This is a genomic window from Candidatus Ruthia magnifica str. Cm (Calyptogena magnifica) (genome assembly GCF_000015105.1).
In the GTDB taxonomy this organism is placed as follows: domain Bacteria; phylum Pseudomonadota; class Gammaproteobacteria; order PS1; family Pseudothioglobaceae; genus Ruthia; species Ruthia magnifica.
In genome coordinates this window covers 433,343-451,335 of the sequence record NC_008610.1, presented here as the reverse complement: position 1 = coordinate 451,335, position 17,993 = coordinate 433,343, and the positions used below count along the sequence as shown (strand labels likewise).

At 33.9% G+C, this 17,993-nt stretch carries 14 protein-coding genes, 3 tRNA genes and 1 pseudogene; 13 read left to right on the top strand and 5 right to left on the bottom strand.

All coding sequences use genetic code 11. The features are described 5' to 3' along the window. Positions 1 to 2 precede the first annotated feature (2 nt). Positions 3 to 1,259 carry a lipid IV(A) 3-deoxy-D-manno-octulosonic acid transferase gene (waaA, locus tag RMAG_RS02065; protein ID WP_011737798.1) on the top strand — a complete coding sequence of 419 codons (1,257 nt, stop codon included), beginning with the start codon at positions 3 to 5 and terminating at the stop codon, positions 1,257 to 1,259. A gap of 243 nt (positions 1,260 to 1,502) precedes the next feature. On the opposite strand, the gene thiC is transcribed toward waaA, so the two are convergent. After that, positions 1,503 to 3,371 carry a phosphomethylpyrimidine synthase ThiC gene (gene thiC / locus RMAG_RS02060; protein ID WP_011737797.1) on the bottom strand — a complete coding sequence of 623 codons (1,869 nt, stop codon included), beginning with the start codon at positions 3,369 to 3,371 and terminating at the stop codon, positions 1,503 to 1,505. Between the two features lie 40 nt (positions 3,372 to 3,411). Between thiC and hemB the strand changes: the two genes are divergently transcribed. After that, positions 3,412 to 4,398 carry a porphobilinogen synthase gene (hemB, locus tag RMAG_RS02055; RefSeq protein ID WP_011737796.1) on the top strand — a complete coding sequence of 329 codons (987 nt, stop codon included), beginning with the start codon at positions 3,412 to 3,414 and terminating at the stop codon, positions 4,396 to 4,398. A 35-nt stretch (positions 4,399 to 4,433) separates the two neighbouring features. Beyond that, positions 4,434 to 4,646, top strand: coding sequence for a hypothetical protein (locus RMAG_RS02050; protein ID WP_024792311.1), 213 nt, complete (start codon positions 4,434 to 4,436; stop codon positions 4,644 to 4,646). Positions 4,647 to 4,880: 234 nt separating this feature from the next. Here RMAG_RS02050 and RMAG_RS05540 read toward each other — a convergent pair. The 4 genes and pseudogenes from RMAG_RS05540 to rpoZ form a co-directional block, all read right to left on the bottom strand. After that, a pseudogene (locus RMAG_RS05540) lies at positions 4,881 to 5,054 on the bottom strand (AMP-binding enzyme); the annotation flags it as partial. A 38-nt stretch (positions 5,055 to 5,092) separates the two neighbouring features. Next, entirely contained in the window at positions 5,093 to 5,218 is a 126-nt protein-coding gene (locus tag RMAG_RS06135; protein WP_268745603.1) for a hypothetical protein, read from the bottom strand. A 904-nt stretch (positions 5,219 to 6,122) separates the two neighbouring features. Further along, positions 6,123 to 6,263, bottom strand: a complete 141-nt coding sequence (locus RMAG_RS05815) for a hypothetical protein (protein WP_157834517.1) — start codon at positions 6,261 to 6,263, stop codon at positions 6,123 to 6,125. Positions 6,264 to 6,626: 363 nt separating this feature from the next. Then, complete coding sequence (gene rpoZ, locus RMAG_RS02045; protein ID WP_011737794.1) at positions 6,627 to 6,866, bottom strand: DNA-directed RNA polymerase subunit omega; 240 nt, start codon at positions 6,864 to 6,866, stop codon at positions 6,627 to 6,629. Positions 6,867 to 6,936: 70 nt separating this feature from the next. Between rpoZ and dnaQ the strand changes: the two genes are divergently transcribed. The 10 genes from dnaQ (at position 6,937) to nadA (ending at position 17,957) form a co-directional block, all read left to right on the top strand. Beyond that, positions 6,937 to 7,605 (top strand): DNA polymerase III subunit epsilon, encoded by a 669-nt coding sequence (dnaQ, locus tag RMAG_RS02040; RefSeq protein WP_011737793.1) that lies wholly within the window; start codon positions 6,937 to 6,939, stop codon positions 7,603 to 7,605. Positions 7,606 to 8,915: 1,310 nt separating this feature from the next. Continuing rightward, positions 8,916 to 8,992: transfer RNA gene (locus RMAG_RS02035), tRNA-Pro, on the top strand. 48 nt (positions 8,993 to 9,040) lie between these two features. Then, positions 9,041 to 9,117 (top strand) — tRNA-Arg (locus RMAG_RS02030). A gap of 1,799 nt (positions 9,118 to 10,916) precedes the next feature. Continuing rightward, positions 10,917 to 10,992, top strand: a tRNA-His gene (locus RMAG_RS02025). 1,039 nt (positions 10,993 to 12,031) lie between these two features. Beyond that, the gene (locus RMAG_RS02020) at positions 12,032 to 12,640 is read left to right on the top strand and encodes a LemA family protein (protein WP_011737792.1); all 609 of its coding nucleotides are present in this window, start codon (positions 12,032 to 12,034) and stop codon (positions 12,638 to 12,640) included. Positions 12,641 to 12,872: 232 nt separating this feature from the next. Beyond that, a complete protein-coding gene (locus RMAG_RS02015) occupies positions 12,873 to 13,811 on the top strand; it encodes a M48 family metalloprotease (protein WP_235093717.1) in 939 nt (312 codons plus the stop codon). Continuing rightward, positions 13,811 to 14,587, top strand: coding sequence for a type I methionyl aminopeptidase (map, locus tag RMAG_RS02010; RefSeq protein ID WP_011737790.1), 777 nt, complete (start codon positions 13,811 to 13,813; stop codon positions 14,585 to 14,587). Before RMAG_RS02015 ends, map begins: the two co-directional genes overlap by 1 nt. 54 nt (positions 14,588 to 14,641) lie before the next feature. After that, the gene (locus RMAG_RS02005; protein ID WP_011737789.1) at positions 14,642 to 15,244 is read left to right on the top strand and encodes a DUF502 domain-containing protein; all 603 of its coding nucleotides are present in this window, start codon (positions 14,642 to 14,644) and stop codon (positions 15,242 to 15,244) included. A gap of 4 nt (positions 15,245 to 15,248) precedes the next feature. Beyond that, positions 15,249 to 17,000 carry an aspartate--tRNA ligase gene (aspS, locus tag RMAG_RS02000; protein WP_011737788.1) on the top strand — a complete coding sequence of 584 codons (1,752 nt, stop codon included), beginning with the start codon at positions 15,249 to 15,251 and terminating at the stop codon, positions 16,998 to 17,000. 6 nt (positions 17,001 to 17,006) lie between these two features. Beyond that, entirely contained in the window at positions 17,007 to 17,957 is a 951-nt protein-coding gene (gene nadA, locus RMAG_RS01995; protein ID WP_011737787.1) for a quinolinate synthase NadA, read from the top strand. The last annotated feature ends 36 nt before the right edge of the window (positions 17,958 to 17,993 follow it).

Here is a 17,993-nt window from a genome sequence, read left to right as displayed (position 1 = left end):
AAATGAACCGAAGTCTCTACAACATCATAGGATATCTTTTATTACCCTTTATAATTTTAAGGTTAATAATTAAAAGCATAAAAACACCTGAATTTAGGCAAAGAATTAACGAGCGACTTGGCTTAATTGCTAAGATACAAACGTCTATTATTTGGGTGCATTGTGTTTCTATGGGTGAATTTAAAGCAGCTATTATTATTATCGACCAACTTATCAAACAATATCCAAATCATCAATTATTGATTACCACGACTACACCTACAAGTTCTAATGCAGTGATTAATCATTATAAAAATAAGGTATTTCATCTTTATTTTCCTTATGATTTGCCACTAATTGTCAAACGTTATATTAAAAAAATTAACCCAAAAATATGCCTATTACTAGAAACAGAAATTTGGCCTAATTTAACCCATGAACTCAACAAAAATAACATTCCAATACTACTTATCAACGCCAGATTGTCGCAACAATCAAAAGAAAAATACCAAAGATTTACCTCTAATTTAATCAAACAAACCTTAAACAAATTCACCTTAATCGCTGCTCAAAATAAAAATTCTGCTAATCGTTTTATTGAATTGGGTACTAAAAATGATGATGTAATCATAACTGGTAATATTAAATTTGACCAAAGCACAAAACCCAACATAAAAATAAATAATATATTACAAGCAATGGTTGGCAGACGTAAAATTGTTATTTTTGCCAGCACTCATGAAGGTGAAGAAGCTCAAATTATTAATGAATATTTAAAGCATAAACACACCATTGATGCCTTACTTGTTATTATTCCAAGACATCCAGAACGTTTCGATGTAGTTTATAAATCATTCAAAAGTGCTAATCTTAATGTTATTCGTCGCTCAGAAAACCAACCTACTCAAAATGCTCAAATTCTTTTAGGAGACTCTATGGGTGAAATGATGTCTTATTTTAATATTGCTGATATTGTTTTTATGGGAGGTAGTTTAAGCAACACTGGCGGACATAATATGCTTGAACCTGCTACTCTTGCCAAGCCTATTATATTTGGCCCTAATATATTTAACTTTACCGAAATATCATCAGACCTACTAAAACAAAACGCCGCCATTCAAATTCAAAATGTGGCAGGTTTATTTAAAAAAATAGTAATGCTATTAAATGATGAAAAACAATGCAAAGTATTAGGCAATAATGCTCAACAATACCTTTATAGTAAGCAAGGTGCAGTTAAAAATACGTTACAATTAATCAAGAAATTTCTTACCTCGTGATTTTAAACTTGCAATATAAAAAAATGAGTTGTAGTGATATCAAAACCAAGTAAAAGCAGTTATGTTATTATTTTAATATTACTAAAATTGTCTATATAGAAGCCATAAAACAAGGAAAAAAAATGTCTAAAAAGAGTTTGTTGTATTTCACAAAACACGACTACTGTCATTGTAAAAACCTTAAGATTTAAGATAACAGTTAAACAAATTAAGTATCAATTTCTAATTAAATTGACAAAAAATTTAAGCACCTTCTTTCATGTAAATTTCACTGTCATTTTTTAAAAATTCTGCCGATTTTTTGTCCATTTCTATTTGAATGGCTTTAATCTTAGCGATCTCTCCTGCATCTATGGTTTTAATCTCTTGAGTAATTTTCATAGAGCAAAATTTAGGGCCACACATAGAACAAAAATGAGAGGTTTTTGCAGCTTGTTTAGGCATGGTTTCATCATGATATTTACGTGCTGTATCTGGATCCAATCCTAAATTAAATTGGTCTTCCCATCTAAATTCAAAACGTGCTTTAGAAAGGGCATTATCACGAATTTGTGCACCTGGATGTCCTTTAGCTAAGTCAGCCGCATGGGCTGCAATTTTGTAAGCAATAATGCCTTGCTTGACATCATCTTGATTAGGCAAGCCTAAATGCTCTTTTGGAGTAACATAGCATAACATGGCACAACCATACCAGCCAATTTGCGCGGCACCTATAGCACTGGTAATATGGTCATAACCAGGTGCAATATCAGTCGTTAATGGACCAAGTGTGTAAAATGGTGCTTCACCGCATTCTTTTAGTTGCTTATCCATATTTTCTTTAATCATCTGCATAGGAACATGGCCAGGGCCTTCAATAAAAGTTTGCACATCATGCTTCCAAGCAATTTTGGTAAGTTCTCCTAAAGTTTCTAATTCACCAAATTGCGCTGCATCATTGGCATCAGCAATACAGCCAGGACGTAAACCATCGCCTAGTGAAAAAGTAACATCATATTGCTTCATAATTTCACAAATATCTTCAAAGTGTGTATAAATAAAACTCTCTGTGTGGTGTGCTAAACACCATTTAGCCATAATTGAGCCACCACGAGAGACAATGCCTATGATACGATTAATGGTCAGTGGCACATATTGTAAGCGCACACCTGCATGAATGGTGAAATAATCTACTCCCTGCTCAGCTTGTTCAATTAATGTGTCACGAAATACTTCCCAAGTTAAATCCTCAGCAATACCATTAACTTTTTCTAATGTTTGATAAATAGGTACAGTACCAATAGGTACAGGTGAATTACGAATAATCCATTCACGAGTTTCATGAATATTTTTACCAGTTGAAAGGTCCATAATGGTATCTGCACCCCAGCGAATACCCCACACCATTTTATCAACCTCTTGTTCAATACTTGAACCTAGTGCAGAATTACCGATATTGCCATTAATTTTAACCATAAAATTACGACCAATAATCATCGGTTCTGTTTCTGGATGGTTAATATTAGCAGGAATTACCGCACGTCCTTTGGACACTTCATCGCGCACAAACTCAGATGTGATTACATCAGGAATATTAGCACCAAAACTCTCACCTTCGTTCTGACCAATTTGGTCTTTGTATTCTTGCCATTTGCAATTTTCACGAATAGCGATATATTCCATCTCAGAAGTAATAATGCCTTGTTTAGCATAATACATCTGTGATACATTTTTGGTATTTTTGGCACGACGTGGCACTTGTAGATGCTCAAAGCGTAACACATCTAATTCCGCATCATCTCGTCGTTCATTAGAAAAATTAGAGCTCAGTTTGGTTAATATTTCAGTGTCATTTCGCTGTTCAATCCAAGTGGATCTAATACTGCCAAGACCTTTACGCAAATCAATCTTAACATTAGGGTCAGTATAAACACCTGAGGTATCATAAACATGAATGGGTGCATTCTTTTCTGCCAACTCACCAATGGTATCTGTGAGTATAATCTCTCGCATAGGTACTTGAATATCTTTGCATGACCCTTGCACATAAATCTTATTAGAACTGGGAAATGGTTTGATAAACGCTTCATTAACTTTTGACATATTTTTTAAAGTTTTGCTTGATTGGCTCATTGACGTATAATCGATGGATATATTATAAATTGAAATTAAAATGACAATTTTAACCCATAGACCACGTCGTATGAGAAAACACGCACATACCCGTAAATTAATACGTGAAAATAACCTAACAACTAGTGATTTAATCTTTCCAATTTTTATCATTGAAGGTGAAAATAAACGACAAAGTATTGATTCAATGCCAGATATTAAGCGTTTAAGTATTGATCAATTATTAATTGAAGCGGCCGAATTGATTGAATTGGGTATTCAAGCCATTGCACTTTTTCCTATTGTTCCATCAAAAAAAAAATCATTACATGCACAAGAAGCATTTAATCCAAATGGTTTGGCACAACGTGCTATACGCGCTATCAAACAAAAATATTCAAATTTAGCAGTGATTAGCGATGTAGCACTTGACTCATTTACCACGCATGGTCAGGATGGCTTGATTAATGATGAGGGTTATGTGCTCAACGATGAAACGATTAAAGTCTTGGTAAAACAAGCCCTCTCTCATGCACAGTCAGGTAGCGATATCGTGGCACCAAGTGACATGATGGATGGACGTATAAGTGTCATTCGTAAAGCACTTGAAGAAAATGGATTTATTCATACGAGTATTTTGGCTTATTCTGCAAAATATGCCTCCCATTATTACGGCCCCTTTAGGGATGCTGTTGGCTCTTCAGTTAATTTAGGTACGTCTAACAAAGAAACTTACCAAATGGATCCTGCTAATTCTAATGAAGCTATTCGTGAAGTGGGTTTAGATATTGATGAAGGTGCGGATATAGTCATGATTAAACCTGGATTGCCCTACTTAGATATTGTTTATCGGGTCAAGCAAACCTTTGGTATACCTACCTTTACTTATCATGTAAGTGGTGAATATGTTATGTTAAAAGCGGCTGTACAAAATAATTGGCTCAAGGAAGAACAAGTGGTATTAGAAACTTTGTTGGCGTTCAAGCGTGCTGGTGCCGATGGTATTTTAACTTATTATGCTAAACAAGCTGCTGGTTGGCTAAAGTAAAAATATTATATATCTTAATTCTTTTAGGAGTTATTATGAAAAATAAATCATCATTTAGCTCAATTGTTTTAACAATCGCTTTGGTTGCTGGTTATTTTATCCATAATAACCAAGTCATTAAACTTAATAATGAAATCAGCAGTCTTACACAAGAATACAACACTAAACTAACAGCGCTTCAACCTAATAATACTAAGCAAGTTGCCAAATCTTCTGCCGCCACTAGCAGCAGTACAGACACATTGTAAAATCTCAATAACCAGCTAATTAAAATGCGTTCAGTATTAAAAACACAAGATAAGCTTTCATTAGCAACCAGTAAAAGCCATGTTTTGAATGATGAAATTTTACAAAAAATAACACAAGAATCAAGACAAAAACCTTAAACAATTCACTAACTTCAGCTCAAGAAAAATTATAAATCTCTGATAATTTGACTCTGTCAAGGTTGAAGTATTGCTAAAATTATCATAATCATTTTATGCAATTTTTCTTAGAATTCTACACATAATCTTACCACTACACGTTTTAGGAAAACCCGGCACAAATTGGATTTTATTCACAGTAGCAATAGATCCAATTTCACGACGTACCAACTGAATCAATTCAGTTTTAAGATCATTCATTGGTTCAACACCATTCATAATTGACACATAAACACAACGTGCCCCTGACGACCCTTAAATCTTTTCAATTATAACAAGGTAGTTTTGTACTGAGAAGCCATCGCACTTTGCATTTGTTCTACAATATGAAAAGCATCTTTTAAATATTTTTTATCCAATTGAAAATTCTCTTCAAGCAATACATAATTATTCACATCACGCTCTTCTTAAATTTGACGTGTCTGATGTTTAATACGTTGCAAAATTAATAAATTTACACACCAAAATCAAGTCTTTACTACCTGAACTACTCAAACCTTTTTGGTCAATAAGCTTGATCAGAATGTATGCTTTACTCTATACTCTAATCTTGACAATGAACCAGTCACCAACCATACATAAGCTACTGGTGTTTGACCAGGACGCTCTTCAGTCTGTTTTAATAATTACTAATTAATAGCTCGTCCTATTGAACTAATAGAATAAGCAATGTCATGTTAATCTACATTAGAATCCAAAGTGTTCACCAATAGCAGTGATACTTGCTTGGAAATTTTAACCAGTTATTCAAGCCTAACTGCACAGTGAATTTCATTAATTAAAATACCACGTTATGACTTTGTTTTCTTAATAAATCCGCTACCGCTACTACGTCAACCACTTATTTTTTAATAAAAGGCAAATGTTTAATTTGCATATTTACCGTTAACAGTATAGCTTCCATGCCACTTGTATAATAAAGGTCAGCAATATCACTTATAGATTAACAAGCAATTCTAAAATATTGGCACTGTAATAGGATGTATGTGTCATGATGTTTTAAACATGGGTATTATACGCCACAACTTTAGTACAAAACGTTCTGTCAGTGATGATACCACACAATTTTTGCTGATGAGTAACCATCAACGAAGTTATGTAGTGCTAAGTCATTAATTCTGTCACTTGATTAGCTTACCAAAAAAATAAGTATTATTAGCTTTAGATATTCATATCATTTGACCAATAACATAGTTCACTGAGGTAATAATTAAACAAATCATAGCAACAACGCGTGCAGTTGTTGTATTTTCTTAAATAATGGGTAAATAACATTACTAATAAGACATAATTATCCGTTCAATTTATTAATAAAACCGAACCGCCGCAACCAAAAAGATAATTAAACTTCATGAATATGAATGATATTGCACTCATCCAGTCTGCTGTTGTCATGCCATTAGCAATTAGATGAATGTCGCCATCAGTTACAGAGCTCATCCAGTCTCTACCTTTGCTCAGAAAGCAATATCGACGTAGAGAACAAAAGTCGCCCTTATAAATAAAAAAGTTAATGATTATAAATCCATAATATTCTCCTCTTAATCCTATTTCTCATACACACATTGAGCTACTTATCAATTTGATTCATTTTCTTAGCATAATAAGAAATCAAATTGTTAACTATCACGTATTATTAATATAGATAGCAAGTTTTTGTAGACAAAAAAATGACGCAAATACGTCATTTTTAAGCAATCAAGTATTAATTACTACTCAATTTCTGTCACTTCATCAGTAACTTTATCAACTACTATTGTTGATAATTCAACTTCAATTTCAGACATCTTTGCACTATCTCTGCTACTTTTGCTGTGCTGATAATTGTTCTTGCATTTCATAAGTTTCACTTAAAATTGAAGCATCAATAAGTCCTGCCTCAATCTCTCTTAATGCCACTACTGTTGGTTTATCTTTGCCTGCATCTAATAGTGGTTTATAATCACCAGAACTTAATTGATGTGCGCGTTTTGCTGCAACCAATACCAACTCAAAACGATTTTCCACATGTTCTAAACATTCTTCAACTGTTACTCTTGCCATAATTTTTATAAATATTACTTATGATAAAATCAAATAATTTTACACCAAAAATAAGTCCGAGGAATATTCGATGGAAAGACTAATTGTACTAGATACTGAGACCACGGGTATTGAGCCTTCCGAAGGTCATCGCATTATTGAAATTGGTTGTACAGAAATTGTAGACAGACAAATCACTGAAAATAATGAGTATCATGAATATATACAGCCCAGTCGTAATGTTGGCGATTCGGTACGAATTCATGGCATTACTGATAAATTTTTAACAAACAAGCCTAAATTTAAAGCCATTGTTAAGACGTTTTTAACCTATATTGAAGGAGCAACACTTATCATTCACAACGCTCCATTTGACCTTGGGTTTCTAAACCATGAACTTAAACTTATAGGCATTGATGAACGTATTGAGGATAAATGCAACATTATTGATTCATTAGAACTTTCTAAACAACAACGACCTGGAACATTACACAATCTCGACGCCTTGTGCCGACGATTCGAAATCAACTCAAGCGCAAGAACTGTACATGGCGCACTACTAGATGCAAAAATTTTAGCACAAGTTTATCTGGCGATGACTGGGGGACAATCGACTTTATTTAACAATGAACAAACGATCAATGAACAAGCCAATACTAATAACATTATTCGAGTAGAACGCGCCATTGGCAAAATCAAAGTTGTTTATGCAAATAAACAAGAACTGGCAGCACATGCTAGTTACTTTGAAAAAATTTAATTAATTTAAAGAAAATACCAATGCAATGTTAAGATTTACGTGAGTTTATCATTAAATTAGAAAAATAAAGTGAACTCAAACGTATTCAAACATAAATTGACACTTATTTAAAAATTACTGAAATTTGTCACCGAACACTGAATAAACAAGGTCCTGAGCTTTTATTTAAAAATGCCAATATTTGAAAATTTATTTGGTACAATTAAGCATGTTGTTGGAATTTGGTCATTAAAGATTTAATCACATTAATAGAATTGGAAAAACTGCTAACTGAATTAAAACAACCTAAAAGATTTAAAGATACCATTAAAAAACTTCCAGTACAAAAAAGTACTCAATATGTCTGTTAAATTAGTCAAAAAAAGTTCAGTGCCAAGTTGTCTTTATTGAAAAGAATAAGGTTGATTTGTCTAAATTACCCATTCAAACTTGTTGATCTAAAAACACCGTACTACTCACAAAAGAAACATATAAAAAACGACAAAATTTAGGTATTTATTGCCAGTAAGTCTTTGGAAAAAATAAACTCATTATACGTTAGCCATTGCATCATGAGTGCTGCACTCGATTTTAAAGATTGGTACAAAAAAATTCCAACGAATCTTTTTCAGTTGCTGTAGCATTTGGGCTAATCTTACTACAACGTACCCATTTCCGATACATTAAGTGTACGGCTTTGCTGGGAACTTTTGTAAGGCATAAAAACCAAAGTCTATACGTGTTTGGACAATGATTTACAGATTCCTGAAAATATTGAGGTTATCCTAGAAGGTGTCATCCATCCAAATAGATAGTAAACGAAGACTCTTTTGGTTGACCATACTGGTTATTATAACAAAGTAGAAAAATTTCTTGTCTTTACGGTGTAAAGAATAATCACCAGAATTAATTCCATTTATCACTCCACTTATACAGGCAAAACCATCGATGAACCTACTGCTTAATGAAGTGTTTATATCACTTTTACAACAGCAATATCCAGAATATACCAAGCGTATAATAATGGAGAGCTTGGACGTTGAGCGTACACATTGGACTCAAATCATGGCGCTATTTTTTTTGATAATCACTCATTGATTATTTTAATTTTACCTCTCCAGTCTCTAGTCTTGACTCAAAAATAGGCATTGATACTACTATAAACTTTCTGGTGAAACTAATCAAGAATGGGAAGAGCCCATTGAAATTGACAAAAGCGTAATACAAAAAATTGATGCTATTTGTCATGAATTAGGGATTGATTAATTGCAAATCATCAGCAATTTAATCATTTACATTTCAATTTAACAAAGTATAATTGTCATTTTTTTCGGAGTGTAGCGCAGTTTGGTAGCGTATCTGGTTTGGGACCAGGTGGTCGGGGGTTCAAATCCCTCCACTCCGACCAAAAAAAATACCTTGCATTTAGAGCGACTTTAATAATGACTTTTGGTATGCGCCCATAGCTCAGCCGGATAGAGCAACGGCCTTCTAAGCCGTAGGTCACACGTTCGAATCGTGTTGGGCGTGCCACTTTAAAATGATATAAACAAAAAGATACGGAGATACACTTTTTTTAAAAACCAAAAAAAATATAACATATTCATATTTTTGAGTATTCGCTCATATAACATTTTCTTGAATTGTGACAATGCCTTGGTGTGGTATGTATATGCTATCTCTCTCAAAGAACCTAACTGATTTATCAAATTTGTTAGTAGATTGACTGAGAGGCTTACTACTGCCAGCTAAATGAAATAATACCTCTTCAATTCTCGACACTTGTTACTCGATTTCAATCTTAAATCTATGAAACTACCCCCGCACTAATAATATCGATTAAACAAAATACAACCAGAGGTGTAACAATTCTTTTAGCATTCAGTATTTTACTTTCTGTCATCCTCTAGAAGGAGTTTTAAAAGTTGAGTAAATATACAAAATCAGTCAGAGAATAAACCTGTCAACTAAGGCTTCAAGGCTATAATAGCGGAGTAGAAAATAACAAAGTTTATTTTACCCATTTAAATGGTAGAGACATGAGTATAAAGATGGACTGTATTCATGAGGTTTATTGTTGCCATAATTTACTAAACAGTAGGTTACAAATGGCGTATGAGCTTGAACAACTTAAATTTGAAAGCTTGCATTAAAACACAAGAATTAATGATTAAAATGAAGTGTTTAAGGTTATGAGTTATTCCAAAAGTTAATCTGCAAAATTGAACAAAAAGTTATCAAGATTATAGAAAAACTTAGAAAAAATGACGTACCAGAATAAAAGGATTTAAAGAGTTGGCATATTCGTCAAGGTTTGTAGATTAAGCAAATGGAATTGATGGAAAGAATAGATTATAAGACTGTAGTGATAATGATGGCGTCACTAATACAAGGAAAATCAACGCAAAACTAGAACGTTTAAACCTTGAGTCCAAAGAAAAATTAAAAGCCTCTGTTGAAACTCTAACCAAAGAACAAAAGAGAATGGGTGGCACTATCTGGCAATGGTAAGAGCAATAAGAAAGCATTATTAAAGGTTTAATAAATGAATTTGACAAATAAAAACGACAAGAATATAAAATCATCAATAAGTTTTTTAGTAGCCCTGTTTCAGGCGTGAATACGTTATCTTTGTTGAGTAATTTTTTACCACAACTATATCTGACTTCAATATTCTACCATCAGGAGCATTTCCACAAGTTTACAAGCCTGCATTAGAAAATTTTTTAGTGATTTCAAAAGTATTATCATAATCCACAGCACTCAGAAAATATATCAGTTATTTGCTAGTGTATTTGGCTCTGATTGGGGGAGACGCTCTAAAAATTCTTTAAATTGAGTGGCTTTGGTATGAATTAACATGGTAGTCAACTGATAAGATAGCATCTAAGTTATAGTATTCTAAATTTATGTTTTCTTTAATAGCAACATGTTGAGCGGTATATGTAAATTTTACACATACTCGTTTTTTAGATAGTTCTTGAGATTTAAGAATATTTTTTAAATATTTGCTAACAACACTTCTATCTACATTAAATAATTCGTCTATTCTTTTTTATGGCAGTCATGTTGCCTCATTATATAAACAATCATTTTATTAACGTTAACAAAATGATTGTTTATATTTAAAGTCCTCGGAAACGCACTTAAAATATGTATAATATATTCTTTTACCCTTTAATGGCGCGGTCTGTAGCTTTGGCAGTATTATACTTCAAAATAGTTAAGTTTTTGATTTTTAAGTATAAAATATTGGCCTTATAAATCGTAGCTCATACACTCGAATCTGGAAGTACCGCTTCAAGGTAAGAAGCCTGAGGTAATAGTTTATGGCGGGAATAGCTCAGTTGGTAGAGCCCCGGATTGTGATTCCGGTTGTCGCGGGTTCAAACCCCGTTTCTCGCCCCATCTTGCTTTCGCAATATTTTTTACACGTTCAATTAGAGAATATTTTATTTAAATCACTATCATCAAAAAATAAATGCACATTTCATTATGAATAGCAATTTCACTATGTTCTTTAAACAAATCTCTAGCGTCTTTTTCACCTAAATTAGAGATAATTTTTCTCTAATTTTTCTGACTGAAAAATTACGCTTAGTTTGTGCATTGTATAAGGTGATAATAATTTTCCCTCTACTTAAAATTTAACCAAAGTTATCATACTTATCAATAACTTCGGTCACTTCAATCAGTAATAAACTAATTACACCATCCCCCTTAAAGTTGCATGGTAATTTTATTTTTATGCTTATGCCATTTACCAATATGATTGCCAGTACGCTCAATTCACAAAATAGCTGCTAAACCACTTTAGAATAACTACAATTCTCAATCATCTGCTGCCCACGGACGTCTAACTCTTTGAATAAAAATCTTCTAATACTCTCCAATAAGAGATATTTTAATTAAAACAAAAATTATGCACGACACGATTGAGAAAAAAATCATCATTAAAAATAACAATTAATTATTACTTGATACTTTGAGTGATTACCACTACCTTGCTAAAATAAACCTTAAAATCAGCATTGGATAAGGGTTGTGTATCTAAAAACTGGAAAAAAATTATCTATTGCCATTGTTGAATGAAAAATTTCTAAAGTGGCATTATTACACTAGATGAAAAAATGCATTTAATTTTGCGACTTTAGTAGCGCATAATCATAACAAATCCTTATTATAAATCAACATAAAAATAAATAGGAACCATCAAATAAGAAAACATTTAAGTGGCTATGACTATCCAATTATTCATGATAGACTTTATAGCAGAATTGAAAAAGTATATGTATAAGGTTTATAACTACAAGCAATTTCAATTGAATTTATTTTCCCCATTAAATATAAAAACGCTCAAAATTAAATTAAAGGAAATAAAAGACTTGAATTTAAATAGTAATAGCCTTATATAATTAATATTGATTAATTTTTAAAAAGGTTTAAGATGGAATTTTTAACACAAAACTGGTTGCTAATTACAATTGTTGTTGTTTTGCTTATTTGGATTATCAACATTTATAACAACTTGATTTCTTACAAAACTCAGTATCAAAATAGCTTTGAGCAAATTTCAATACAACTTAAACGACGCTTAGACTTAATTGGCAATTTGGTTGATGTTGCCAAAAAATACATGGAGCATGAAAGAGAAACGTTAACTGCTATTACTGAAGCTAGGGCAGAATTAACACAAGCCAACAAAGTGGCAAAAAAAAATCCAGGTGAGTCAAGTGTTATGACAAATCTAGCCAGTTCTCAGATAGCATTGGATAGTGCAATGAGTGGGTTTAACTTAAAAATGGAAGCCTACCCTGATTTAAAAGCAAGCGAAAATATGATGCAACTAAGTGAGGAGATGACCACCACAGAAAATCGTATTGCCAGTGCTCGACAGGGGTATAACGACTTAGTTCAAAAGTTTAATGAGTACAAAAAATCATTTCCGAATGTACTGTTTGCTGGTGTATTTGGCTTTGGTATAGATGCACAAAATTTAGAATTTAGCGAAAACTTGGAACAATTAAACCAAGCACCTAAAGACTTGTTTGCTTAAACCTTAATACGATTTACACTCCTATGGGCAATGGCAAGTCTCGCACTGAAATACATAAAACAATGCTTTTTTCCATCCCTCAAAGGGGCATTAAAAGGAGTACACTCTCTAAATCACACTGAGATTTCTGGAAACATCTTTAACAATGGACTTTAGGGAACATCAAGACAAGGCCAAAAAGAACACGATAATCATTTGGTCTTTATATCTTATTTTATTATTAATTTCGTCTATGTTAATTGGCTACACTTTGTTTATTGGGCTGAATTTAGCACAGTTTTATCAGCCTGAATATCAACAATACAGCTTTAATGAAAAGTTTATTGCTGCCAATCAAATCGTCTTTCAGAATCAAGAGCAGTTACTTGGTTTTTTGGAGTTTTCACTAATGGTATTATTGGCAATGCTGAGTGCCACTGCATTTGGTTTTTATCAAAAATCAAATGGACATAAAGTCGCACTTGCCTTTGGTGGCAAACTAATTAGTGATGAAGACAAGCTGTCAATTGAAGAAAAACAAACACTTAATATTGTTGCCGAACAAGCCTTGGCAGCCAACATTCCTGCTCCCGCCTTATACATCATTCCAGATAATGCCATTAACGCCTTTGCTGCAGGAAAAACCACTCAAGAAGCGATTGTTGCCATTACTCAAGGTTCAATGGTGAGTTTTAATCGCACTCAATTATCTGGTGTCATTGCTCATGAAATTGGACATATTGTCAACCATGACATCAAACTTAACATCCAAATCAGTGCATTTGTATTTGGTTTTACTGCATTGTTTTTTCTCGCCAGAATGATATTTTATCAAGCCGCTTATAATCGCCGCATGGATGGTCGAGCAAAATTAATATTATTTGCAATTGCCGCTATCATTGCATTAATTGGAATGATGACGGTTTGGTTCGGGCGTATTTTACAAGCAGCAATGTCACGCCAACGTGAATATTTAGCTGATGCCTCTGCTGTTCAATTTACTCGTTATCCTAATGGTTTGGTTGAGGCATTTGAGATTATGCAAAATAGTGGTAATAGTGGTAAAACTAAACTTGAAAACCCCAATACCGAAGAATACACTCATGCCATGTTGTTTGGAATGTCTGGTGAGTTATTTGCCACACACCCACCACTAGATAAGCGCATTAAAAGAATCCAAAATAGAATCTAATGTCAATAGCTATTAAATCAAAGGATGATATTGAAAAAATGCGTGTGGCTGGATATTTAGCAGCTAATGCCATTGATATGATATCGCCTTATGTTAAGGCTGGCATTAGTACTGATGAATTAGACAAAATTTGCCATGATTACATTGTTAATCATCAGGGAGCAATTGCTGCGCCACTTAATTATCACGGTTTTCCAAAATCTATTTGTACCAGTGTTAACCATGTAGTTTGCCACGGCATTCCTGGATTTAAGAGACTTAAAAAAGGGGATATAATTAATATTGATATCACCATTATTAAAGATGGCTTTCATGGTGATACTTCAAAAATGTTCATCATTGGTAAATCCAGCGTCAAAGCACAACTCATTTGTAGAATTGCACAAGAATGTTTATACATCGGTATTAAACAAGTAAAACCTGGTATTCATTTGGGTGAAATTGGCAAGGCAATTGGCACTCATGCGAATAAAAATAATTGCGCCGTGGTGCGTGATTATTGTGGACATGGCATTGGAACTGAGTTCCACGCTGAACCTCAAGTGGTTCATTATGATGATGGAAAATCAGACATTAGTCCAATCCTTGAAGCAGGTATGACTTTTACAATTGAGCCTATGATTAATCTAGGGGGGTTTGAAGTTATTACTTCTAAAGTTGATAACTGGACAGTAACCACAAAAGACCACACGCTTTCTGCACAATGGGAGCATACTATTTTAGTCTCGCAAAACGGATGCGAGATCTTAACTCTCAGAGATGAAGAGTCGGTATAAAAATAGTACAGTGCTTATGCTAAAATAGTCTTTTATCGCTATTGTTTTGAACCGTTGAAACGCTTACGAAATTATTTTATCTCTGGTCTATTATTCTGGATACCTTTAGGGCTTAGTATTGTTGTTATTAAATTCTTTTTAGAATTAGTCAATAATATTGTTCCCACCCAATACCTACCAGAAGCTTTATTTAATTTAGACAACACCATTCCTGGATCTGGCATTATTTGGGTTATTTTTATCATGCTAATAACGGGTGCTTTAGTTAATAATTTTATTGGTCGTAAGCTAATCCAACTTTGGGAAAAACTACTCAATAAAATTCCAGGATTTAGAAGTATCTATAGCGCACTTAAACAACTTTCAGATACCGTGTTTAGCCCTTCTGGTAAAAGTCTTAAAAAAGCACTATTGGTTGAATATCCTCGCAAAGGTATGTGGACTATTGCTTTTCAAACAGGCAACTATGGTGGCGAAGTAGAGAGAAAAGTTGGACAAAAAATTATTAATATTTACGTACCTAGCACTCCCAATCCTACTTCTGGCTTTTTCATTATGCTTTCAAAAAATGATGTGATTGAGCTTGACATGAGTGTTGATGAAGCATTCAAACTGATTATTTCTACTGGTGTAGTAACGCCAATACAAAAAAGGTAAAACTATGAGAACACATTTTTGTGGCGAACTAAACAAAGACAATATAGGCCAAACAGTAGAAATTTATGGCTGGGTTAATCGCAGGCGTGATCATGGTGGTGTTATCTTTTTAGACATGCGTGATAAACACGGTATTGCTCAAGTGGTTATCAATCCTGATAATGCAGATTTTTCTTTGGCTGAAACCGTTCGTAACGAATTTGTATTAAAAATTACAGGCACAATTATTGCCAGAGGCGAGGGTTTAACTAATCCAAAACTAAGCACTGGTAAAATTGAAATTAAAGCGCAAAATATTGAAATTCTTAACACTTCCAAACCCGTACCATTCCAGATTGATGCAACTGACACCTCAGAAGAAGTGCGACTTAGATATAGATATCTAGACTTACGTAGTGATACCATGCAAAATCGCTTACGTTTACGTTCACGCGTTACTCGTTATATGCGTGAATTTATGGATGAGCATGATTTTTTAGATATCGAAACCCCGTTTTTAACCAAAGCCACCCCAGAAGGTGCGCGTGATTATTTAGTGCCTTCGCGCACTCATTCAGGTAAATTCTTTGCCTTGCCACAATCACCACAATTATTCAAACAACTTTTAATGATGTCAGGATTTGAGCGTTATTATCAAATTGTTAAATGCTTTAGAGATGAAGACTTACGTGCTGATCGCCAACCTGAATTTACCCAACTTGATGTTGAAACTTCATTTATGAGTGAAAATGAAATCATGACAATGATGGAAAAAATGACACGAGGCTTGTTTAAATTAGTCATTAATGTTGACTTAGGTGATAATTTTCCCACCATTACTTATGCAGATTCCATGGCAAAATACGGGCTAGACCGCCCAGATATGCGTATTTCAATGCAAATAGTCAGCATAGACAAAATAATGCAAGGCGTTGATTTTAAAGTATTTTCAGGTCCGGCTAATTACGATGATTCTCGTGTTGCCGCTTTAAAAGTACCAAATGGTGCCAGTATTAGCCGTAAAAATATCGACAAATATACAAAATACGTTAGCATTTATGGCGCAAAAGGTTTGGCTTATATCAAGCTTAATAAAAACGGTCCAGCATCCCCTATTTTAAAATTCTTAGGCGATGAAGTAATCGCTAAAGTTATCGAAATGACAGATGCAAAAACAGGGGATATTATTTTCTTTGGCGCTGATAAAAGCAAAATTGTTAATGAAGCTTTGGGTAATTTGCGTGAACAACTTGCTAAAGATTTAGATTTATTCGATACACAATGGGCTCCTATTTGGGTGGTTGATTTTCCGATGTTTGAAGTGGGTGACGATGGCTCATTAAATACCACTCATCATCCATTTACTGCTCCTAGTGTTGATGCTAAAACTTTAGAAAAAACTGCCACTACCGCCCTATCCAAAGCATATGACTTAGTCATTAATGGCTCTGAGGTGGGTGGTGGCTCTATTCGTATCCATCAAATTGATATGCAAAAAACTGTTCTAAAGCTACTAGGTATTTCCGACCAAGAGATACAAGATAAATTTGGTTTTTTTCTGAATGCGCTAGAATATGGCTGCCCACCTCATGGTGGTATGGCATTTGGTCTTGACCGCTTGATGATGATTATGACAGGTGCAAACTCTATTCGTGATGTGGTTGCTTTTCCAAAGACTCAAACTGCCGCTTGTCTTTTAACCGATACACCTACCAGTATATCAAGAAAATTATTGCGTGAATTAAGTGTTAAGATCAATCTTCCAGAAAAAGACTAATCATTCGTGTTATCAACCCAAGAACAAATTAAGACTGAATTAAAAACTCACAATGCAGTTTTAGTTGCGCACTATTATGTAGATGCTAAATTGCAAACCTTAGCAGAAGCAACGGGCGGTATTGTATCTGACTCATTAGAAATGGCACGCTTTAGTCAAAACTGTGATGCACATACTATTATTATTGCAGGGGTTAAATTTATGGGAGAAACTGCCAAAATTCTCTCGCCTGAAAAAAGAGTATTGGTCTTAAATTCCCATGCAACCTGCTCACTCGATGAAGATTGTCCAATTGATCAATTCTCAGAACTTTGTGACCAGCATCCTGATAGAATAGTGGTGGTTTATGCAAACACTTCAGCACAAGTTAAAGCACGCGCTGATTGGGTTGTTACCTCAAGCAGTGCACTTAATGTCGTCAAACACCTTAAAGACAACGGGGAAAAAATTTTATGGGCGCCTGATAAGCACTTAGGACACTACGTGCAAACTCAAACAAATGCTAATATGCTCTTGTGGCAAGGTGCTTGTGTGGTACATGAACGTTTTAAAGCAGATGCACTAAAAGTCTTAAAAACATTACACCCTGAGGCGGCTGTTTTGGTTCATCCTGAATCCCCTCAATCTGTAGTAAATCTAGCAGATGTTGTCGGTTCAACCAGCGCACTAATTGATGCGGTTAAAAATAGGCCTGAAACTACTTTTATCGTGGCAACTGATAATGGTATTTTTCATAAAATGCATGAAGTTGCACCCAATAAAAAACTAATAGAAGCCCCCACTATGGGCGAAGGCGCAGATTGTGAGTCGTGTGCGCACTGTGAATGGATGGCAATGAATACACTGGAAAACTGTTTAAATACTTTGCAAATAGGTAATAACGAAATATTTATTAATACCGACATTTGCAAAAAAGCAAAAAATGCAATTCAAAAATTGCTTGACTTTACCGTATAAAAAGTAAAAATTTATACCCTCACTAACGAAATATCA

What these genes read in the sequence shown, in the direction of transcription:
- RMAG_RS05815 (WP_157834517.1), bottom strand. Translation starts at nt 6,263, where the DNA reads ATGAGCTCTGTAACTGATGGCGACATTCATCTAATTGCTAATGGCATG.
- RMAG_RS02015 (WP_235093717.1), top strand. Translation starts at nt 12,873, where the DNA reads ATGTTAATTGGCTACACTTTGTTTATTGGGCTGAATTTAGCACAGTTT.
- thiC (WP_011737797.1), bottom strand. Translation starts at nt 3,371, where the DNA reads ATGAGCCAATCAAGCAAAACTTTAAAAAATATGTCAAAAGTTAATGAA.
- dnaQ (WP_011737793.1), top strand. Translation starts at nt 6,937, where the DNA reads ATGGAAAGACTAATTGTACTAGATACTGAGACCACGGGTATTGAGCCT.
- rpoZ (WP_011737794.1), bottom strand. Translation starts at nt 6,866, where the DNA reads ATGGCAAGAGTAACAGTTGAAGAATGTTTAGAACATGTGGAAAATCGT.
- RMAG_RS02020 (WP_011737792.1), top strand. Translation starts at nt 12,032, where the DNA reads ATGGAATTTTTAACACAAAACTGGTTGCTAATTACAATTGTTGTTGTT.
- RMAG_RS02050 (WP_024792311.1), top strand. Translation starts at nt 4,434, where the DNA reads ATGAAAAATAAATCATCATTTAGCTCAATTGTTTTAACAATCGCTTTG.
- waaA (WP_011737798.1), top strand. Translation starts at nt 3, where the DNA reads ATGAACCGAAGTCTCTACAACATCATAGGATATCTTTTATTACCCTTT.
- map (WP_011737790.1), top strand. Translation starts at nt 13,811, where the DNA reads ATGTCAATAGCTATTAAATCAAAGGATGATATTGAAAAAATGCGTGTG.
- hemB (WP_011737796.1), top strand. Translation starts at nt 3,412, where the DNA reads ATGACAATTTTAACCCATAGACCACGTCGTATGAGAAAACACGCACAT.
- aspS (WP_011737788.1), top strand. Translation starts at nt 15,249, where the DNA reads ATGAGAACACATTTTTGTGGCGAACTAAACAAAGACAATATAGGCCAA.